This window comes from Pseudomonas sp. TUM25319, assembly GCF_056388475.1.
Genome location: NZ_CM150751.1, coordinates 4,352,807 through 4,372,639, shown reverse-complemented (window position 1 = coordinate 4,372,639; position 19,833 = coordinate 4,352,807). Strand labels below are relative to the sequence as shown.

Annotated in this window: 4 protein-coding genes; all 4 read left to right on the top strand. The window is 62.8% G+C overall.

The features are described 5' to 3' along the window. Positions 1–40 precede the first annotated feature (40 nt). Complete coding sequence (locus tag AC05QJ_RS19920; protein ID WP_476743005.1) at positions 41–5,653, top strand: Tc toxin subunit A; 5,613 nt, start codon at positions 41–43, stop codon at positions 5,651–5,653. Next, on the top strand, positions 5,650–9,762 hold the full coding sequence (locus AC05QJ_RS19915; protein WP_476743004.1) for a Tc toxin subunit A-related protein: 4,113 nt from the start codon (positions 5,650–5,652) through the stop codon (positions 9,760–9,762). The genes AC05QJ_RS19920 and AC05QJ_RS19915 overlap by 4 nt, the downstream gene beginning before the upstream one ends. 268 nt (positions 9,763–10,030) lie before the next feature. Continuing rightward, entirely contained in the window at positions 10,031–15,631 is a 5,601-nt protein-coding gene (locus tag AC05QJ_RS19910; protein ID WP_476743003.1) for a Tc toxin subunit A, read from the top strand. Further along, positions 15,628–19,737, top strand: coding sequence for a Tc toxin subunit A-related protein (locus AC05QJ_RS19905; RefSeq protein ID WP_476743002.1), 4,110 nt, complete (start codon positions 15,628–15,630; stop codon positions 19,735–19,737). Before AC05QJ_RS19910 ends, AC05QJ_RS19905 begins: the two co-directional genes overlap by 4 nt. Positions 19,738–19,833 lie beyond the last annotated feature (96 nt).

The following is a 19,833-nucleotide window of genomic DNA, read 5'->3' as shown; positions in this document are numbered from 1 at the left end:
CGACCGTTTCGGTCGCCCCGGCTCGAAGGAGAGGTCGCCCATGGCCCGGCGCAAGCAGCAACCCGCCACGCAACCCCTGGCAAGGATCGCCCAGCCCGAGCAGGCCGAGCGCTTGTTGCAGGCCGGACTGAGTTCGGCGTTCGCGATCGCCAAAATCAGTATCGAACAACTGCAGGCCCTGGACCCCTCCCTGGGCAATGAACAGGCGCAGACCCTGCACCAACGGGCGAGCGCCCTGGCGGTGCTGGCGGCGCGGCACTACCGCGAGCAGCGCCTCACCGCCGCGCAACCGGCTGAACAGCCCTGGCGCACCGGTGTGCGGGCCCTGGTGGACGGCCCGACCTTCGAAAGCCAGTTCAGCCCCAGCTGGAGCGACAACTGCACCCCCGGCGCCATCGAGGCCACCACCTCGCCGGCGGCCTACCTGACGTCGCTGTGGACCTTTGCCACGCAGACGCTCGAGCCCAAGGCCGACCCGGCCAAAGCGATCCCGCTGGCGGACCGGCGCCCTGATCTGGCTGGCCTGGTACTGGATAACCAGAGCCTGTCGGAAGTGGTACCGACCCTCAGCCTGGTCAACGAGATCCTCGAAAGCGCGGCGCGCAAAGACCTGGATGACCACAACGAACGGCAGCGCAGCGTCGACGATGCGCTGCTCGAAGCACGCTACCCGTTCATCCTGCCGTTCGAGCGCTACATGTCGCAGATCAACCGTGTGCTCGGGCGCAAGGACCAGGCCCTCGGCGACCTGGTTCGCCAGCTCGACCCGGCGTTTCCCTATTTCAGCCAGGGCCGGCTGCACTCGCCACGCTCCGACGACGCCTTGCAGATGGACCTGGGGGTAGGGCCCGAGCAGCGGGCGCTGCTGCTGGAAGCCGCCTATTTTCCCCGGGGCAGCCGGCGCCTGAGCGCGCGCTCGGTGCAGACCCGGGTCAACCCGCGGTCACTGCTGCGCGAGTCGGCGCAGGTGGCGCAGAGCACGTTCTTCCAGCGCCATTACGGCGTGCAGGACAAGGCCGAATTGCTCGACCTGACGACGTTCTGCCAGCGTACCGGCCTCGACCGCGCCGGTGTCGAGTCGCTGCTGTCCATCGAAACCTGCGCACCGATGGCTTCGCCCAACAGCAGAGGGCTGGCAGCGGCCAGCCCGGCCCGCTTCGGCGCGGTGTATATCAACGCCGGCCAGGAGCCGGCCTTGGGGATCTCCAGCAGTGACGGCAAGCATCAGTTGACGAACGCCACCGATGACCATTTCGACCGCATCCAGCGCATGGTCCGGCTGTCGCGCTGGCTGGAGGTGCCGTTCGGCGAGCTCGATCAGATCATCGAGGCGGCGCTGCTGGCCGAGCATGGCGAGGCCGGGCGCGGCGAAGCCATTGGCGAAAACACCCTGCGTGCGCTGGGCCTGTTCCGGCGCCTGCGCCGCGACTACAAGGTCCGCGCCGAAGACTTCGCCGCGCTGTTGAGCGGCGTTGCCCTGTACGGACGGGGCATCGATCGCCCGCAGTTCGACCGGGTGTTCAACGACCCGACGCTGTTCAGCGAGCCGCTGGTGCTGGACGACAGCCCCTTCAGCATCGTTCCGGCCAACGAAGCGGAATACCGCAGGATTCTGCACCTGTGCGGCGCCCTCGGCATCGGCTACGAAACCTACCTGTACGTGGCGCGCTACATCGTCCAGAGCGAGGCCGATCCGGAGCAGGTCGCCCTGGGCGAGGGCGAGATGCTGCGCTGGTCGCACGGGGTGATCTCGACCTTCTACCGGCTGACCCGGCTGGCGGCCTGGATCGGGCTGACCCCTGTCGAGGCCATCGCCTTGCTGCAATTGATCGGGCAACGAGGCCATCAGTATGTCTCGCGCATGGTGAAACCGGGCCTGGCGGTCTATCAGCACAGCACCCTCGCCGACACCCTGAGCGTGGTGCAGGCGCTGACCGATGCGGTGCGGTGGTGCCGTGACAACGACGTCAGCGTGAGCTGGCTGTATCAGCGACTGATGCCGCTGGCGCCGCTGGCCATGGCCGGCGAACGGGAGCGTGACCTGCTCGGGCAGATCCATGTGCGGATGCTGCCGGCGATCATTACCCAGTCCTCGTTCATCGAGGCTGGCGTGCCGATGGTTGCCGGCGGCGATATCCCGATGCCCGTCGACTGGTTCGAGCACTTGCAGATATTTATCTCGGCCAAGGGGCTGGTTCACGATCTCGCCGTGTATGAAAACAGTGACGACTTCGAAGCGGCACTGACTGCCCGCATTCAGGTAATTATCGACCACCTGGAGTTGCCGGGTGGAGATGACGTCCTGATAAAGGTTGCCCGCCTGGTCATGGACGCCCGGGCCATGCAGCAGAGCCTGGTCTGGGAGTCGCTAAGCGACACCTTCCGTGGCAGTGCCGAACTCAGCCGCGAATTGTTGGCCTGGTCGGGGGGAACCTGTTACCAGTTGCTCGATGAAGTGCTGCGGATCCATGACACGCTACGGTCGTCACAACTGCCTGAAACCGATATCGAGGTCATGGGCGAGGTGTTGATCTTGCTGACTCGTCTGAGCGAGCGAGCCGCCATTGTCGAGGCCTTCACCCTCAGCCCGCTGGCCGTGCGCAGCTACCTGCGTCACCCGCAGTGGTTCGGCGTCGATCCGGTAGCACAAGAGAACGCGTCAGGGGCAACCGAGGTCGATTTCCGTCAGTTGCACATGCTGGCGCAGTACCGCCACCTGCTGGAATTTGCCCGCCAGCCGGAACAGACCGTGCTGGATTACCTGGCGCTGGTAGACGAGTTGCCGCCGGACCTCAGCGAGGCAGACCTGCAGATGATCCGCGAGGATGCCGCCGGCAAGGTGGCCGCGTTTACCGGCTTCGGTATTCGCGACACCCTCGAGACGGCCCGCGAAGTCACCGCCAATGGTGTCATCGCGACGGTGATGCAACTGGACCATCTTGTGCGCATTCGGCAGGCCTGCGAACGCCTGCAACTGAGTACCCCTGCCGTCGTTGCCCTCAGTCGCCTGCTGGGCAACAGCCCACGCAGCGAGTACCGCGAGGCCGCCGAAGGCGCGCTGAGCAGCCTGACCGCTAATCGCGAGGGTATGGCGGTGGTGAACGAGGGCGAGTTGGGGCAGAGCGAAACCTCCTGGATTGTCGTGGACCGCGAGCGGCTGGTGGCGAAGTCCGGCGAAATATCGCGGTGCCTGCTGACGGTAAAAGACCTCTTCGGACAGCCGGTGGCAGGTGTCACCGTGACTTGGGAGACCGACCTTGGTCAGCTTGGCGCGCCGTCTTCGGGCAGTACCGATATCAACGGCCGGGTCGAGATCGAACTGAATGCGGCCGAACAGATGGGAACGGCCCAGGTGGAAGCGCGCTTCGGCCTGGATCGCCAGGTGCGCGCGCCTCTGATTCTGATCGACTGCGACGATGATTCGCTGGATTTCAGGGATCCTGTCTTTTCGCCAAAAGAGGCGCTGGCAGGCAATCTGGGAGAGGTCAACTACAGTGTTCAACTGCTTGATCGCTATAACAACCCGGGGCGTGATCGCGTGTTGCTGTGGAGTACCGATCTGGGGGCTTTCACTCGTCCGCAGACCCGTACCGATGCCGATGGCTTCGCCCGCGCCAACCTGCGCAGCCTGTCTTCAGGCCAGGCACAGGTGGTGGTGCGGTTCGAGCACAATGGCAACGAGGAGCAGTTCGACGTGGTGGAATTCCTCGAACAGCCACGCTTCCAGTTCGTTCGCTTCAGCGGACCGGCTGCGACGACACAGCCGGTCACGGTCACCTGCCGCGTCGTCAATCTCGACGACAGTCCGGTGGCGGGTGCCACGGTATCGTGGTCGGCGAGTCTCGGTGGCTTCGTCGGCGCTGCGCAGAGCGTGACCGACGCAAACGGCATTGCCACTATCCAGTACCTCAGCAATGACGCCGGCGTGGTTCGGGTTGCAGTGAATGCCGTGGTGGACGACAAGGCCTTGATCGAGCTTCAGTCTGAACTCACCACGGTTTACTTGCTGCCTGAAATCAATGGGTTCGAGCCAGCGCACCAATATTTCGTTATCCGTCAGGCCAGGCCTGCAGAGTTCCGGGTGACGCTCAGCCCCGCGATTTCCGGTTACCCAGTCGAGTGGTGGCTGGATGATGAGTTGCTGGCCACGATTTACACTGATCGTGACGGAACGGCGATATACAAACGCCATTTCGTGGACGCAGAGGTGGGCGAGCAGACCGTGACCGCGCGTACGGTGAAAGCGGGTGACAAGGTTGAATTCAAAGTCGATGTCACTGAAGCCCACAATCTGATCGAGATCACCCTCCCGGACGACCAGACCGGGTTGTTACCTCTCCCTGGCCAGGACGCCGGCTTCATGGTGGATCGCCGGGCGAAGGGCCGGCTGGTTATCAGGGCACTGCGCGATGGTGGCGCCGGGGACGACAACGCCTGGGTGACGTTCGCCCGCATGGACGGTGCAGATCCTGACAGCCTCAATATCGGCTTCATTCCGGCGCTCGGCGAAAAACTGTTCTGCGACGAGGCGGGGGAAGCGATTCTCCAGATCGACTGTTCCAACGCCGCGTTCCAGGCAAACAGTGATTTGTTCAATAACGAATGTGTTCTTTTGGTGACGAGTAATCTCGGGGTTACCGCGCAAGTGACGATCGCGTTACGCGACTTTATAGATGTTTCCCTATGTGACCTCAAGTTGGTTCAAAAAGCTGGCTCGAACCTGGGAGGAATCTGTGGGTATTTCCAGCGACCTGACGGCCGTTCACCGCAACTGCGGGAGGGTCACGTAACATTGAGGGTTTCCGGTGACGGGTACGAAAGCAGCGGTGTCGACGCAGAGCTAATGATCGACGAGCTGCAGCGTGTGTGCGCCGTGTTTAAAACGATAGATATCAGTATCGACGGCCGGTATCACTTCTCCGCTCGCGAAGGGTTGGGCAAGCGTTTGCATTTGCTCAACGCGGGTATTCGCGAGTTCAAGCAGAGCGAAATACTGACAGACCTGCGCGTCACATTCGAAAGTGGAACCAATGACATGTTTGTCGTTGATGGTGATCGCCTGTTCATGGACGTCAAGGCGGAAGGTACGCTCAAGGCATGCATCAGGAACGCGGGTGTTCCTGTCAGTGGAGTTTTTTGGTTCCAGCCTCAACACACGATTGTTCGCGCCAAGTTTGTGCTGTCGAACCTGCTAAGTGATACGGACGGTTGCTTCCATCTTCGCTGCAACACCCAAGAGGTTATCTTGCCGGACGTAGGATATAGCGATTATGGTTGCCCGGCAGGGATCGGGCCCTTCGATGGACGTTTCGCACTGGCTTTGCGCGAATTCTTCGAGATAAGGTCTGGAGACGCCAGCATCACAAATGCCAGCGACCCAAGGTTTGTGCGGTTAGATTGGGAAGTATTTTTCCAGCGGATTCAGTGGCGTGAGGTGGCTCCGTCTAGAAACTTCTACATTACTTATTGGCTGTCGGAGGATAGGTCAATATCGAGAAATGAGCATCTCGATTCTTCGACGCTCATGAATCGGTTTGGGTTATCGGTTGATCCCGCCCATCTTAGTTCAGTGCTAAGAGTGGAACTGAGTCGCAGATTCATGGTGTATGGCAATGCAACCGTAGTCATTAAAGACAAGACGGAGGCTCTATGAACGCTCTGTTCGCTGAACTCGCCCAAGATCACCGCGACGCTCTGGTCGCCTACTACCTCGGCCAGATCGTCCCCCGGCATACGGTGCCCGCAGGCAAGGGGCTGGTCACGGAGGAAGACCTTTACGAATTCCTCCTGATCGACCATCAGGTTACTGCCAAAGCCGATAGCAGCCGCATCGCAACGGCCATGGCCAGCGTGCAGCAGTATATCCATGCCATTCTCAACGGCATGGAACCAGGCTACGAAGGGCTGTTCGACGACCGGGTGCAACAGGATTGGCGCACGAGCAAGAGCGAGTATGCGGTGTGGGCGGCCAACCAGATGCTCCAGGATTATCCGGAGAACTACATCGAGCCGGACCTGCGCCTGAAGCAGACCAGTGCCTTCCGCGAGTTTATCAACGACACCAACCAGAGCCGTATCTCCCGCGACTCTGTGCAAAAGGCGTTGCATCATTATCTGGGTAAGTTCGAACACATCAGCAACCTCGACGTGCTGACCGGATATATCGATGGCACGGATTTTCGCAACTCCGACTACTACCTGATCGGCCGGCAGAATGTGGAACCCCACGGCTATTACTGGCGCAAGGCGGAGGTGAGGTTCGGCGAGGCGAAAACCGATGCCGATGATGACGATTACCTGAGCCCTACCGCCTGGAGCGAGTGGTTACCGGTGGATATTCCCAAGGGCCGAACGGTGCTGCATATCCGTCCGTTGGTGATGGATGGACGTTTGTATGTGGTCTGGGTGGAGCATGAACCCGTGCAACGGCCGGTGCCGTCCCGGCGTGCCGATATCCCTGGTCTGTATGAAGAGGGATCGGCGTACAACCTGCTGGTGAGCTACCGGACGCTCGAGGGCAGTTGGTCTGTGCCGATGAGTATCGCATTGAATACCGACCTGGAGTATCAGCTCGGCAAAGATGCGTTTGTCGCGTTCGTCAGTGAGGTCCATCCGCGCGACAAGAAAATCGTGTTTGGCTATGGCCTTTCGCAAGAATGGGAAGACGAATGTGAAGTCGTAGTCTTGAATGCCCGCTTTCAGAAACTGTTCCATGGCAAAGTATCGGCTCTGGTCGGGGAGGAGGACCTTAAGGCTGCTGCCAGATCTGTGAAACTGTTTTCACTCGACAGCAAGAAGATGCAGTACCCGACAGTCAATGAGGAGTACAGCCAGGCGCGGTTTGTGGTCAATCCTGCGGGGCAGTATCACATTGCCGGTCCTTTCAATGGCGGTCTCCACGTCAGCGGTGGGCTATTGATCGATGAGGCGGGTAATTGCGAGCTTTTCTGTGCTGTCGCAGTAAGTATTTCCTGGCGTCCTGGTATGGTCGAGTCTGACAGGGTACTGAGTATCACTCGGCAGGGTTCCTCACCTGATTCACAAAGTAGGACAGTCCAGATCAAACCAGGGTTACAGCTTTCGTGGCACCTTCGCACAAGCCTTGAGACAGTAGACGGCCACATACCACGTAAGCAAATAGTGAGCTTGAAAATCGAAGGAGCCGGTACGACATCCGCCAATCACTTTGACGTTACATTGATGGATGCTCGACAAAGCCCACCCTCAATCTTGGCTACGCCGGCGGGTGGGCAATTTCTTGACTTTTCGACCCTTGGACTCAAGGGGTTGGTTCACGTTCGCCTCAACACACTATTCACCAAGGAGTTGGTTGCCCGCGCTGCGATATCGGTGGAGGCCTTGCTCGACTGGGACACACAGCACATCGAAGAGCCACCGCTGCCTGGGTCCTCGGCACCGCAAGTGATGGATTTCCATGGCGCCAATGGTCGCTACTTCTGGGAGCTGTTTTTCCACATCCCTCATGCCATGGCCTGGCGCTTGCACCATGAGTTCGAATTTCTCCAGGCGGAGCGGTGGCTGCACTACCTGTTCAATCCGCAGGTGAGTCTCAAGATGCCGCCGAGGTCGCCCGCACCTTCTAGGCCACTCTACTGGTCGGTCCGCCCGCTGCTGGAGCCCAGCCGCGGCGAGTACGAAATCGTCGGTGTCGCCGACCCCGACGCCATCGCCTACTCGCGACCGGTGCATTACCGCAAGTCGATCTTCACCTTCTACGTGCGTAACCTCCTGGCCAATGGCGACATGCTCTACCGCCGCCTGACCCGCGATGCGCTGGCCGAGGCGCGGCTGATGTACAGCCGTGCGTTGTCGCTGCTCGGTCCCAAACCGGACAACCGCATGATCGGCCGCTGGGAGCCGGTGACGCTGGAGGGGGCCGGGGAGCCTGATCCGGACCTGTTCGCCCGGATTGAGGCGCAGTTGCCGGCGACGCCGTTGGCGCAGGTGGTGCCCAATGACCGGCTGTGGCTGGAACTGCTGGATGTGCCACGCTTCCGCCTGCCGATCAACAGCGACCTGCTGGACCTGTGGGACAACCTCTACAGCCGCCTGTACAACCTGCGCAACAACCTGACCCTGGACGGCAAGCCGATGTTGCTGCCGTTGTACGCCCCGCCGGCCGATCCCCGAGACCTGCTGCGGGCGCAGAACAGCGGCAATGGCCTGGTGCAGCGCCGGGTCGGCAGCCTGGCGCCGATTCCGCCGTATCGCTTCCGGGCCATGCTGCCGCGGATCCAGAGCGCCGTGGATGCCCTCAGCCGTTTCGGCGATCAGGTGCGCCTCTTCCACGAAAACCACAGCCGGGCACTGCTGGAAGAACTGCAGCAATCCCATGTGCTGGAGCTGTCGCAATTCGCGATCCAGTTGCAGGAAAACGCCCTGGAGCAGGGCGAGGCGGGGCTTGAGGCCCTGCAGGCCAGCCGCCGGGTCATCGAGCGGCGTCGTGATCATTACGCCCGCCTGGCGGATGAGAACGTCAGCGAGACCGAGCGCGGCGCACAGGGCTTCCTTCTGGCGAGTTCGGTCTCCAACACTGTCTCGGAGGCGCTGCTGGCTGCAGCCGGCGGCGTGGGCATGGGCGCGGTCATCGTCACCGCCTTTGGCGGTGGTCATGTCAAACCGGACTCGGCGTTGAGCGGCGCCGCCGGCGTGGCGGCGGCCGTCAGCGCTGCATCCAAGACTATCCACGAACAGATGACCCTCTCCGAGCAGTATCGCCGCCGTCATGCCGACTGGCTATTCCAGCGCGACCAGGCCGAGGCCGAGCTGTCAGTGAGCGACGAGCAGATCACCGCGCAGCGGGTTGCCCTGGAACAGAACCGTATTCAGCTGGCGATGGTGATCAAGGCCGAGGAGCAGGCACAGCATCACTACCGTTACCTGAAAACCCGCAGCGCCAATGCCGACCTCTACCAATGGCTGCTCAGTCAACTGTCGACCTTCTACTTCCAGGCCTACGACGCGGTGGTCGCGTTGTGCCTGAACGGCGAAGCCTGCTGGAATTACGAAATGGGCGACTACAAGTCGCGCTTCATCCAGCCGGATGTGTGGTTCGACAACTACTATGGCCTGACGGCAGGCGAGGCCCTGCGCCTGCAGGTGCTGCGCATGGAGGCCGCTTACCTGAAGCGCTTCGAACGCCGCCAGGAAATCGTCAAGACCGTGTCGCTCAAGACGCTGTTCGACAGCCTGCCGGGCAGCGACTGGGCCACGGCGCTGGAAGAGCTGCAGGAAGGCACCAGCGGGACACTGGCCTTCGAGCTGTCGCCGCGGATGTTCGACGGTGACTACCCCGGCCATTACCTGCGCCAGCTGGTGAACGTGTCGGTGTCGATCCCGGCGGTGCTGGGCGCCTGGCAGAACGTGCGTGCGGTGCTGACCCAGGTGTCGAGCCGGACGGTGCTCGAGCCCGACAAGCGCGCCATGAACGCGCTGTACGACCAGCCCGATCAGGACACCCGCAACATCCTCTACAACCCGCGGGCCAGCCAGAGCATCTGCCTGTCCAGCGGGCTGGACGACAGCGGCCTGTTCCAGCTCAGCTTCGCTGACGAGCGATACCTGCCGTTCGAGGGCACCGGGGCGTTGTCCACCTGGGAACTGCATTTCCCCCGGCACGGTTCGGAACAGCAGCAGGCGATCCTGCAGAACCTGACCGACATCATCGTGCAGGTGCGCTACATCGCACTGCCGGGCGGGCCGGAGTTCGCCGCGCATGTGGAGTCCTTGCTGGACACCTGATCCTGTCGGCGCGTCGGGGGCGGGCGCGGCCATGGCCGCGCTGCGCCCTTGAGGTGCTGGAGGGTGATCATTCCAGATCAATCAATAACCGCCATGTCTAGCGCATGGAGCGCGACCTTGCCTGGCGCTCCTGTGTAGAACCCTTGAGATAGAGGGGTTGGCGGCGGTACCTGATATTTCTGTCAGTAGCTGGAAAAGTGTTCTCTCGCTAGCTTCGACTGAGCGACGGCCCCCCTCGGGCCGCCCCGAACAAAAGGAGAGGTCGCTCATGACCCGGCGTAAAACCGAATCCGTAGAACCTACGTTGGCGAAGATCGTCAGCCGGCCTGAGCAGGCCGAGTGCCTGCTTGAGGCGGGACTGAATTCAGCGTTTGCCATTGCCCGTGGCGGTGTCGAGCGCTTGCAGGCGCTGGCCCCCGGCCTGGGTGCCGAAGACGCCCGCACGCTGCATCAACGCGCCAGTGCCCTGGCCGTCCTGGCGGCGCGGCAGTACCGCGAGCAACGCCTGTGCACCACCCAGGCGGCCGCGCCGGCCTGGCGCACCGGCGTGCGGGCGCTGGTGGAAGGGCCGACGTTCGAAAGCCAGTTCAGCCCCAGTTGGGGCGACAACTGCACCCCCGGCGCCATCGAAGCCACCACGTCGCCGGCGGCCTACCTGGCCGCGTTGTACCAGTGGGTGACCGAGGTCATCGAACCCCAGGCCGATCCGGACAAGGCGATTCCCCTGGCGACCAGGCGCCCCGATCTGCCGGGGCTGCTGCTGGATAACCAGAGCCTGTCGCAGGTCGTGCCCACCCTCGACCTGGTCAACGAGATTCTCGAAAACGCGGTGCGCCAACACCTGGATGACCACAACGAACGGCAGCGCAGCGTCGACGATGCGCTGCTGGAAGCGCGTTATCCGTTCGGCCTGCCTTTCGAACGCTACATGTCGCAGATCAACCGCGTGCTGGCGCGCAAGGACCTGGGCCTGGGCGACCTGGTCCGCCGACTGGACCCGGCGTTCCCCTATTTCAGCCAGGGCGGGCTGCACTCGCTGCGCTCGGATGACGCGTTGCAGATGGACCTGGCCGTGGGCCCGGAACAACGCGGGCTGCTGCTGGAGGCCGCGTATTTCCCCCGTGGCGCCCGGCGCCTGGGCGCTCGTTCGGTGCAGACCCGGGTCAGCCCGCGCACGCTCCTGCGCGAGTCCGCCTACGCGGCACAAAGCAGCTTCTACGAGCGCCACTATGGCGTGCAGGGCATGAGCGAACTGCTCGACCTTACGCAGTTCTGCCAGCGTACGGGCCTGGACCGGGCGGGCGTGGAATCGCTGCTGTCCATCGAGACGTGCGCTCCGATGGCATCACCCCACGTTGTCGGCCTGGCACCGGCAAGTGCGGCACGCTACGGCTCGGTGTACATCAACGCCGGGCAGGAACCGGTGCTGGGCATCGCCAGCACTGGGGGCGAGCACCAGCTGAGCAATGCCACCGACGATCACTTCGATCGCATTCAGCGCATGGTCCGGCTGTCCCGCTGGCTGGAGCTGCCTTTCGATGAGACCGACCGGATCATCGATGCCGCGCTGTTCGCCGAGCACGGTGACGCCGGGCGAGGTGCCGCGATCAGTGAAAACACCTTGCGGGCGCTGGGGCTGTTCCGCCGGCTGCGGCGTGACTTCAAGGTTCGCGCCGAGGACTTCGCCGCGGTGCTGAACGGTGTGGCGCTGTACGGCCGAGGCACGGTGCCACCGCAGTTCGACCGGGTATTCAACGACCCGGCGCTGTTCAGCGAGCCCCTGGTGCTGGATGACAGCGCCTTCAACGTCATGCCGGCCAACGATGACGAGCACCGCAAGATCCTGCACCTGTGCGGCGCTCTGGGCATCGGTTTTGAAACCTACCTGTACGTAGCGCGCTACCTGGTTCAGTCCCGGGCCGATCTGCAGCAGATCAGCGACGGCGAGGGCGACATCCTGCACTGGTCGCACGAGGTGATTTCGGCATTCTATCGGCTGACCCGGCTGGCCGCCTGGATCGGCCTGACCAGCATCGAGGTCATTGCCTTGCTGCAACTGATGGGGCTGCGCGGCCATCAGTACGTGGGGCGGTTGATCACGCCGACCCTGTCGGTGTTCCAGCACAGCGACCTCAGCGACACCCTCAGCGTGGTACAGGCACTGACCGATGCCGTGCAGTGGTGCCAGGAAAACGAGGTGACCGTCAGTTGGCTGTACCAGCGCCTGATGCCGCTCAAGCCGATGGCCACCGCCAGCGAGCGCGAGCGCGATCTGCTGGGGCAGATTCACACCCGCATGCTGCCGACGATCATCACCCAGGCCACCTTCATCGAAGCGGGTGTGCCGATGGTGTTCGGCGTTGACCAGCCCACGGCCATCGACTGGTTCGATCTGCTGAAGACTTTCCTGTCCGGGTCGGGGCTGATTCATGACATCGCCGAGTACGACACCAGCGCGGCGTTCGAGGAGGCGCTCAACGCTCGGATCAATGTGATCATCGTCGACCTGGAACTGCCCCAGGGCCCGGACGTGCTGATCAAGGTCTCCAGCCTGGTGATGGACGCCCGCGCGGCGCAGCAGAGCCTGGTCTGGGAATCGCTGGCGAGCACCTTCGGCGGCAGCGCCGAGCTCAGCCGCGAGTTGCTGCTGTGGGCCGGAGGCACCTGCTTCCAGCTGCTCGACGAAGTGCTGCGGATTCACCAGTCGCTGCAGTCTCTGGGGTTGCCGGAAACCGGCGTTGACGTGATGGCAGACGTTCTGGCCTTGCTGGCTCGCCTCGACGAGCGTGCGGCGATCGTCGAAGCCTTCTCGCTGAGCCCGCTGGCGGTGCGCAGTTACCTGCACCATCCGCACTGGTTCGGCGTCGAGCCGGCGCGCGGCACTGGCGCGTTGCCGGTGATCGAGGTGGACTTCCGCCAACTGCATGCGCTGGCGCAATACCGTCACCTGATCGGCTTCGCCCGCCAGCCGGAGCAGTCGATTCTCGACTACCTGGCACTGGTCGATGAGCTGCCACCGGACCTTGGCGAATCCGACCTGCAACTGATCCGCGAAGACGCCGCCGGCAAGGTCGCCGCCTTCACCGGCTTCGGCATTCGCGACACCCTCGACACTGCTCGGGAAGTCACCGACAACGGCATCCTGTACAGCGTGATGCACCTGGATCATCTGGTGCGGATCCGCGGCGTCTGCGAAACCCTGCAATTGAGCATGTCGGCGGTGATCAGCCTGAGCCGCCTGCTCAGCAACAGCCAGCGCAACCAGTACCGTGAAGCTGCGGCCAGTGCGGTGAGCAGCCTGACCGCGCACCGTGAGGGTGTCCTGGTGCTGGACGAAGGCGAACTGGGGCAGAGCGAAACCTGCTGGATCGTGGTCGATCACCCACGGCTGGTGGCCCAGTCGGGGCAGGTCGCCAAGTGCCTGCTGACGGTGAAGAACTTCTTCGGCCAGCCGGTGGAAGGGGTAAGCGTGACCTGGGAAACCGATCTCGGCCAGCTCGGCACGGTGTCGTCCGGCACCACCAATGCCCAGGGGCAAGTGGATGTGGAACTGCTGCCCGGCGCCCTGATGGGCACCGCTCAGGTGGTGGCCCGCTTCGGCCTCGACCGTCAGGTGCGGGCGCCGTTGATCCTGATCGATTGCGATGACCAGTCGCTGTACTTCCGCGACCCGGTGGTCACGCCGCAGACAGCACTGGCGGGCAACCTCGGGGAGATCGTCTACAGCGTGCAGTTGCTCGACACCTACCAGAACCCCGGGCGCGACCGGGTGGTGGAGTGGAGCACCAACCTCGGTACCTTCGACAATCCACAGACCCGCGCCGACGCCGACGGCATGCTCACGGCCCGCTTGCGCAGCCTGTCGTCGGGCACGGCGCAGGTGGTCGCCGATGTCCGTTCCAACGGCGAGCAGGAGAAATTCGACGCGGTCGAGTTCGTCGAGCAGCCGTATTTCCAATATGTACGCTTCGCCGGCACCGTGGCGACGACCCAGCCTGCAATGGTCAGTTGCCGCATCGTCAACCTCGATGGCACCCCGGTGGAGGGGGCGCTGGTCAGCTGGAAGGCAGACCAGGGCGGCTTCGTCGAGAGCCCCGCGCAAAGCCAGACCGGGCCCGATGGTATCGCCCGCATCCAGTACCTCACCCAGGTGGCCGGCAAGGTTCAGGTCAGTGTCGATGCACGGGTCGACGGCCAGACGCTGCAGACCCTGACGTCGGACCCGGTGGACGTCTACGAGCTGCCGCGAATGGTCTACAGCGATCCCGCGCAGCAGTACTTCGTGGTCTACCAGAGCCGACCGGCGCGCTACGTGGTGGGCCTGAGCCCGGAAGCGGCCGGCTACCCGGTGAGCTGGTACAGCGACGGCAAGCTGCTGGGCACCACCTACACCCAGGCCGACGGAAGGGCGCATTTCCAGAACCACTTCACCGTCGACCAGATGGGCGAACAGACCATCACCGCACGCTCGATTCGCGAAGATGACCAGGTCGAGTTCAAGGTCTCGGTGGTGAAGGCGCATACCGAGTTGCTGCTGGCGCCGATGCCCGACAGCCCCGGGCTGCTTGACCTGGGTGAAGGGGCCTTCGCCGCCGATCGTGGCCTGGTGTCCCGCCTGTCGATCCGCGCCTTGCGCAGCGATGGTTCGGGTGACAGCGACTGCCGCCTGACCCTGTCCCTGGCCGGCGGTGTCACGCCTGAATCGCTGGGCATCGTTTTCGACCAGCCGATCGGCGAGCCGGTCGACTGCGACGAGCGCGGCGAGATCATCCTGACCATCGATTGCAGCGAGGCAGCGTTCCTGCCTAACAGTGATCCCTATGGCAACGAGATTGCGATCCAGATCAGCTCCAACCTGGGGGTGACTCGTGAACTGTTCATTCGGTTGAGGGAGTTGGTGGATCTTGATGCGTGTGAGATGCGCTACCTGGACTGGAGCGTGCTGGGCCAGGACATCACGGCGGTCTCCGGCCGTCTGCGGCGTGTGAATCCGAACCAGCCACTCACTTTGCGTGACGATACTCGCAACCTGCAACTGTGGGTCAATGGGGCTGAAGCTTCGGAAACCCAGTTGTTCGTCGATGAGAAACAGAATGTCCGCTTTGGTCCAAGTATCTCCACCCGTCACGACCCAGAGCCTGTTTGCCTCTTCGAGGGCCTGGGTGCATTGCAGACGCGTCTGCACTTCATTTCTGCAACCCGTGCCTTGCGCGATGACGAGGTGTTCAAGGACGTGCAACTTAGCCTGATGGCGGAAGCCTCCGATGGTTTGGTCGAAGACGGTCAACAGTTCGTGATTGACCCAGGTGGCACCTATACGTTCACTGCGACCCTAACAAGTGGCTCCCGCCCGGTCAGTCATTTCGAATTGATCAGACCGGTGGTTGTCACCGATGGCGTGACCTGTCGCAGTGACGGATGGAGCGATGAGCAGGGCAACCTCAGCCTGACCGTTGAAACCACGAGGGCAGCGACGGGGGATCGGCATTTCTCTCTGGCGGGTGAATTGCTCTCGAGTCTTTCTTTGCGCTTGGAAGAGTTTGCCATCGCCCAGATCACAGTCGTCCCGACACAAAACGGCAGCTTCCAGGCCAGGCTGGACTGCAAAGCGCTGGAGGGCAGGCCATTCACCAACCGCGTCTGGTCTGTCGGGCTCTGGGTGGTATCGGGTGCAACATCAATGTACAGCGCGAGGCCGACGGGGGACACCTTCCATTTAATCAGTAGGGAGATCTCTCCGGAGTTACCTGCCGAGATCAAGTTCCGCCTCAACTTCCCCACCTACCTTTCGGTACGCCTGATCGGCGACCTCGACCACACCATTCCCGCCTTGCTCGATAACCCAGACGCCGAAGGTGACCAGCCATGAACAACTTTTTAGCCGAGTTCGCCGAGGACTACCGCGACGCGCTGGTGGACTACTACCTTGGCCAGATGGTGCCGCAGCACACCGTGCCGGCAGGCCGCAAGCTCGCGACCCAGGAAGACCTCTATGAATTCCTGCTGATCGACCACCAGGTCAATGCCAAGGTGGACAGCAGTCGCATCTCCACGGCCATCGCCAGTATCCAGCAGTACACCCATGCCGTGCTCAATGGCATGGAGCCGGGCTATGACGGTCGCCTCGACCGTCAGATCCAGCAGCAATGGCGCCAGAGCAAAAGCGAATACGCGGTCTGGGCGGCCAACCAGATGCTGCAGGATTATCCGGAAAACTACATCGAGCCGAATCTGCGCCTGAAGCAGACCAGCGCCTTCCGCGACTTCATCAACGATACCAACCAGAGCCGGATTTCCAGCGATTCGGTGCAGAAGGCCTTGCAGATTTATCTGGGCAAGTTCGAGCAGATCAGCAACCTCCAGGTGCTGACCGGTTACATCGACGGCACTGATTTCCGCAACGCGGACTACTACCTGATCGGCCGGCAGAGCGTCGAACCGTACGGCCACTTCTGGCGCAAGGTGCAGGTGCGTTTCGGTGCCGCGCAGGGGGCCGACGGCGGTGCGGATTATCTCAGCCCCACGGCCTGGAGCGAGTGGCTGCCGGTGGAAATCCCCAAAGGGTACGAGATCCTGCATATCCGGCCGCTGGTGGTGGAAGGGCGGCTGTATGTGTGCTGGATCGAGCACCAGACCGTGCAGAAGCCTGCGGCTGAGCAACGTGCCGATACCCCCGGCCTCTATGAGGAGCGGTCGGTCTACAGCCTCAACATGGCTTACCGTACGCTCGACGGAACCTGGTCGGTGCCCATGAGCTTCGTGCTGAAACATGACCAGCAGCGGGGCGAGGCGCCCGTGGCAGACGCCTTCGCGGCATTCGTCAGCGAGTCCGACCCGTTCGACAAGAAGGTCGTCTTCGCTTACGGCCTTGAGTCGGCCTGGGACAGCAACTGCGAAGTCCTGGTGCTGGACATGCGTTTCAACCTGCTGTACCACGGTCCGGCTTCTCCGGCCCCAAGCGATCCCTACCTGGCGAAACTGGTCAAGTGCCCGCGACATTTCTCCACGACAGCCCGGGTGCTCCAGCACCCCCTGGCCAGCGATGAATATGCCGCCATCAAGGCCTCGCTGAACCAGAGCGGCGAGCATTACAAACCGGGCTTCTTCAACGCCAGGCTCGATCTGTGGGCCGGCCTGGGCGTGAGCCCGCAGGGCAAGTATGTGTTGCTGATCCAGGGCAAGGCCGATGTCGGCTGGCATCCTTCGCTGAGCACCCGGCAGTGCACGTTGTCACTGGTGACACACGCGTCATCGCCGCCCTCGCCGTGGCAGGTGGAGCACGATCTGGACCGGGGCTTCCTGGCCAGTCCGTTCATCTCGTATGAGCTGGGCAGTGCGGGGGACCAGATTCCCGATAAGGTGGTTGTCAGCTTTGCCGTGGAGGGTGGCAATTTCACCTCGGTCAACCAGTACGATATCGCGCTGGCACCTTTGCCGGAGAAGCCACCGGTCATTCTCGGCTCGGCGCAGGGCGGACAGTTCCTCGACCTTGCCGCGCTGGGGCTCAACGGGCTGAGGTACGTTCGCCTCAATACCCTGTTCGCCAAGGAGCTGGTGGCCCGCGCCGCGGTTTCGGTGGATGCGTTGCTCAGCTGGGACACCCAGCACATGAACGAACCGCCGCTGCCGGGCACCACGACCAAGCAACTGATGGATTTCCACGGCGCCAACGGTCGTTACTTCTGGGAGCTGTTCCTGCACATTCCCCATGCGGTGGCCTGGCGCCTGCACCACGAATTCGACTACCTCCAGGCCGAGCAGTGGCTGCATTACCTGTTCAACCCGCAAGCGCGACTCAAGCCGACCCAGCCGCCGAGCCCGTTCTACTGGTCGGTTCGCCCGCTGGAAGAACCCAGCCGGGGCGACTATGAAATCGAGGGGATCGCCGATCCCGATGCCATCGCCTATTCGAGGCCGGTGCATTACCGCAAGGCGATCTTCACCTTCTACGTGCGCAATCTTGTGGCCAATGGCGACATGCTCTACCGCCGCCTGACCCGCGACGCGCTGGCCGAGGCGCGGCTGATGTACAGCCGGGCGCTGACACTGCTGGGGCCCAGGCCCGACAACCGCATGATCGGCCGTTGGGAGCCGGTGGCGCTGGAGGCCGCGGCGCAACCGGACCCGGCCCTGTTCGCCGGAATCGCCGCGCAATTACCGGCCACGTCCGCCCTTGCCCTGGCCCCTGGCGCCAGCCCCTGGCTGGACCTGCTCGACGTACCGCGCTTCCGCCTGCCGATCAATACCGAACTGATCGACCTGTGGGACACCCTCGACAGCCGCCTGCACAACCTGCGCGACAACCGGACCCTGGATGGCAAGCCGCTGCTGCTGCCGTTGTACGCACCGCCGGTCGATCCCCGTGCGCTGTTGCGGGCGCAGAACGGCGGCAGCGGCCTGGTGCAGCGCAGCGTCGGCAGCCTGGCGCCGATTCCGCCGTACCGCTTCCGGATAATGCTGCCCAAGATCCAGAGCGCGGTGGACCTCCTCATCCGTTTCGGCGATCAGGTACGTCTCTACCATGAAAACCGCAGCCGGACGAAGCTGGAGGAGCTGCAGCAAACCCATGTGTGGGAGATGGCGCATTTCTCTATCCGGTTGCAGTCAATCGCTTTGGATCAGAGCGAGGCGGGGATGAAAGCCTTGCAGGCCACTCGCAGGAGTATCGAGCAACGTCGTGATCACTATGCCCGGTTGGCGGAGCAGAACGTCAGTTCTACCGAGAGCACTGTGCAGAACATGAATTTCTCGATTAAGTCGATGAAGATGTTTTCCAAGGCACTGAAGAGTGTCGCCGCCGGGACAGGTATGACTGCGGTAATCGTGACGGCCGTCGGTGGCGGTCATGTCAAACCTGATTCGGCGATAGAGGGCGCTGCCGAGGGGGTTGAGATGGTCGCCGATATGCTTGAAGCCGCCAGTGAGGCGTCGCTCGTCAGCGAGCAGTATCGCCGCCGTCGCGAAGACTGGATCTTCCAGCGTGACCAGGCCGAGGCCGAGTTGTTAGCGAGCGACGAGCAGATTGCCGCCCAGCAGGTCACCCTCCGACACAGCCTCGCCCAACGGGACCAGGCTATCAAGGCCGAGGAACACGCCCAGCATCATTTCAGTTACCTGAAAACCCGCACCGCCAATGCCAATCTCTATCAATGGCTGCTCAGTCAACTGTCGACCTTCTACTTCCAGGCCTACGACGCGGTGGTGTCGTTGTGCCTGAGCTGCGAGGCCTGCTGGAATTACGAAATGGGCGACTACAAGTCGCGCTTCATCCAGCCGGACGTCTGGTTCGACACCTTCCATGGCCTGACGGCGGGCGAGGCCTTGCGCCTGCAGGTACTGCGCATGGAGGCTGCCTACCTGAAACGTTTCGAACGGCGCCAGGAAATCGTCAAGACCGTGTCGCTCAAGACGCTGTTCGACAGCCAGCCGGGTACGGATTGGGCCACGGTGCTGAAGGCGTTGCAGGAAGGCAGCACCGGCACGCTGGCTTTCGAGCTGTCGCCGCGGATGTTCGACGGTGATTACCCCGGCCATTACCTGCGCCAGTTGATCAATGTGACGGTGTCGATCCCGGCAATTCTGGGGCCCTGGCAGAACATGCGCGCAGTACTGACCCAGGTGTCGAGCCGGACGGTGCTCGAGGCCGACAAGCGTGCGATGAACGCGCTGTACAACCAGCCCGACCAGGACACCCGCAACATCCTCTACAACCCGCGGGCCAGCCAGAGCATCTGCCTGTCCAGCGGGGTGGACGACAGCGGCCTGTTCCAGCTCAGCTACGCCGATGAGCGTTACCTGCCGTTCGAGGGCACCGGGGCGTTGTCCACCTGGGAACTGCATTTCCCCCGGCACGGTTCGGAACAGCAACAGGCGATCCTGCAGAACCTGACCGACATCATCGTGCAGGTGCGCTACATCGCACTGCCGGGCGGGCCGGAGTTCACGGCCCATGTGGAGTCGTTGCTGGACAGCTGATCCTGTTGTTTGCCGAAGCCGGGCGCTGCAAAGCGTCCGGCTTCGCTTTGTCCGTTGTACTCATCTGATGCGCTAGAGTCCCCGCCTGCCGCTTCG

Coding starts and splice junctions, on each gene's coding strand:
- AC05QJ_RS19920 (WP_476743005.1), top strand. CDS start 41: ATGGCCCGGCGCAAGCAGCAACCCGCCACGCAACCCCTGGCAAGGATC.
- AC05QJ_RS19915 (WP_476743004.1), top strand. CDS start 5,650: ATGAACGCTCTGTTCGCTGAACTCGCCCAAGATCACCGCGACGCTCTG.
- AC05QJ_RS19910 (WP_476743003.1), top strand. CDS start 10,031: ATGACCCGGCGTAAAACCGAATCCGTAGAACCTACGTTGGCGAAGATC.
- AC05QJ_RS19905 (WP_476743002.1), top strand. CDS start 15,628: ATGAACAACTTTTTAGCCGAGTTCGCCGAGGACTACCGCGACGCGCTG.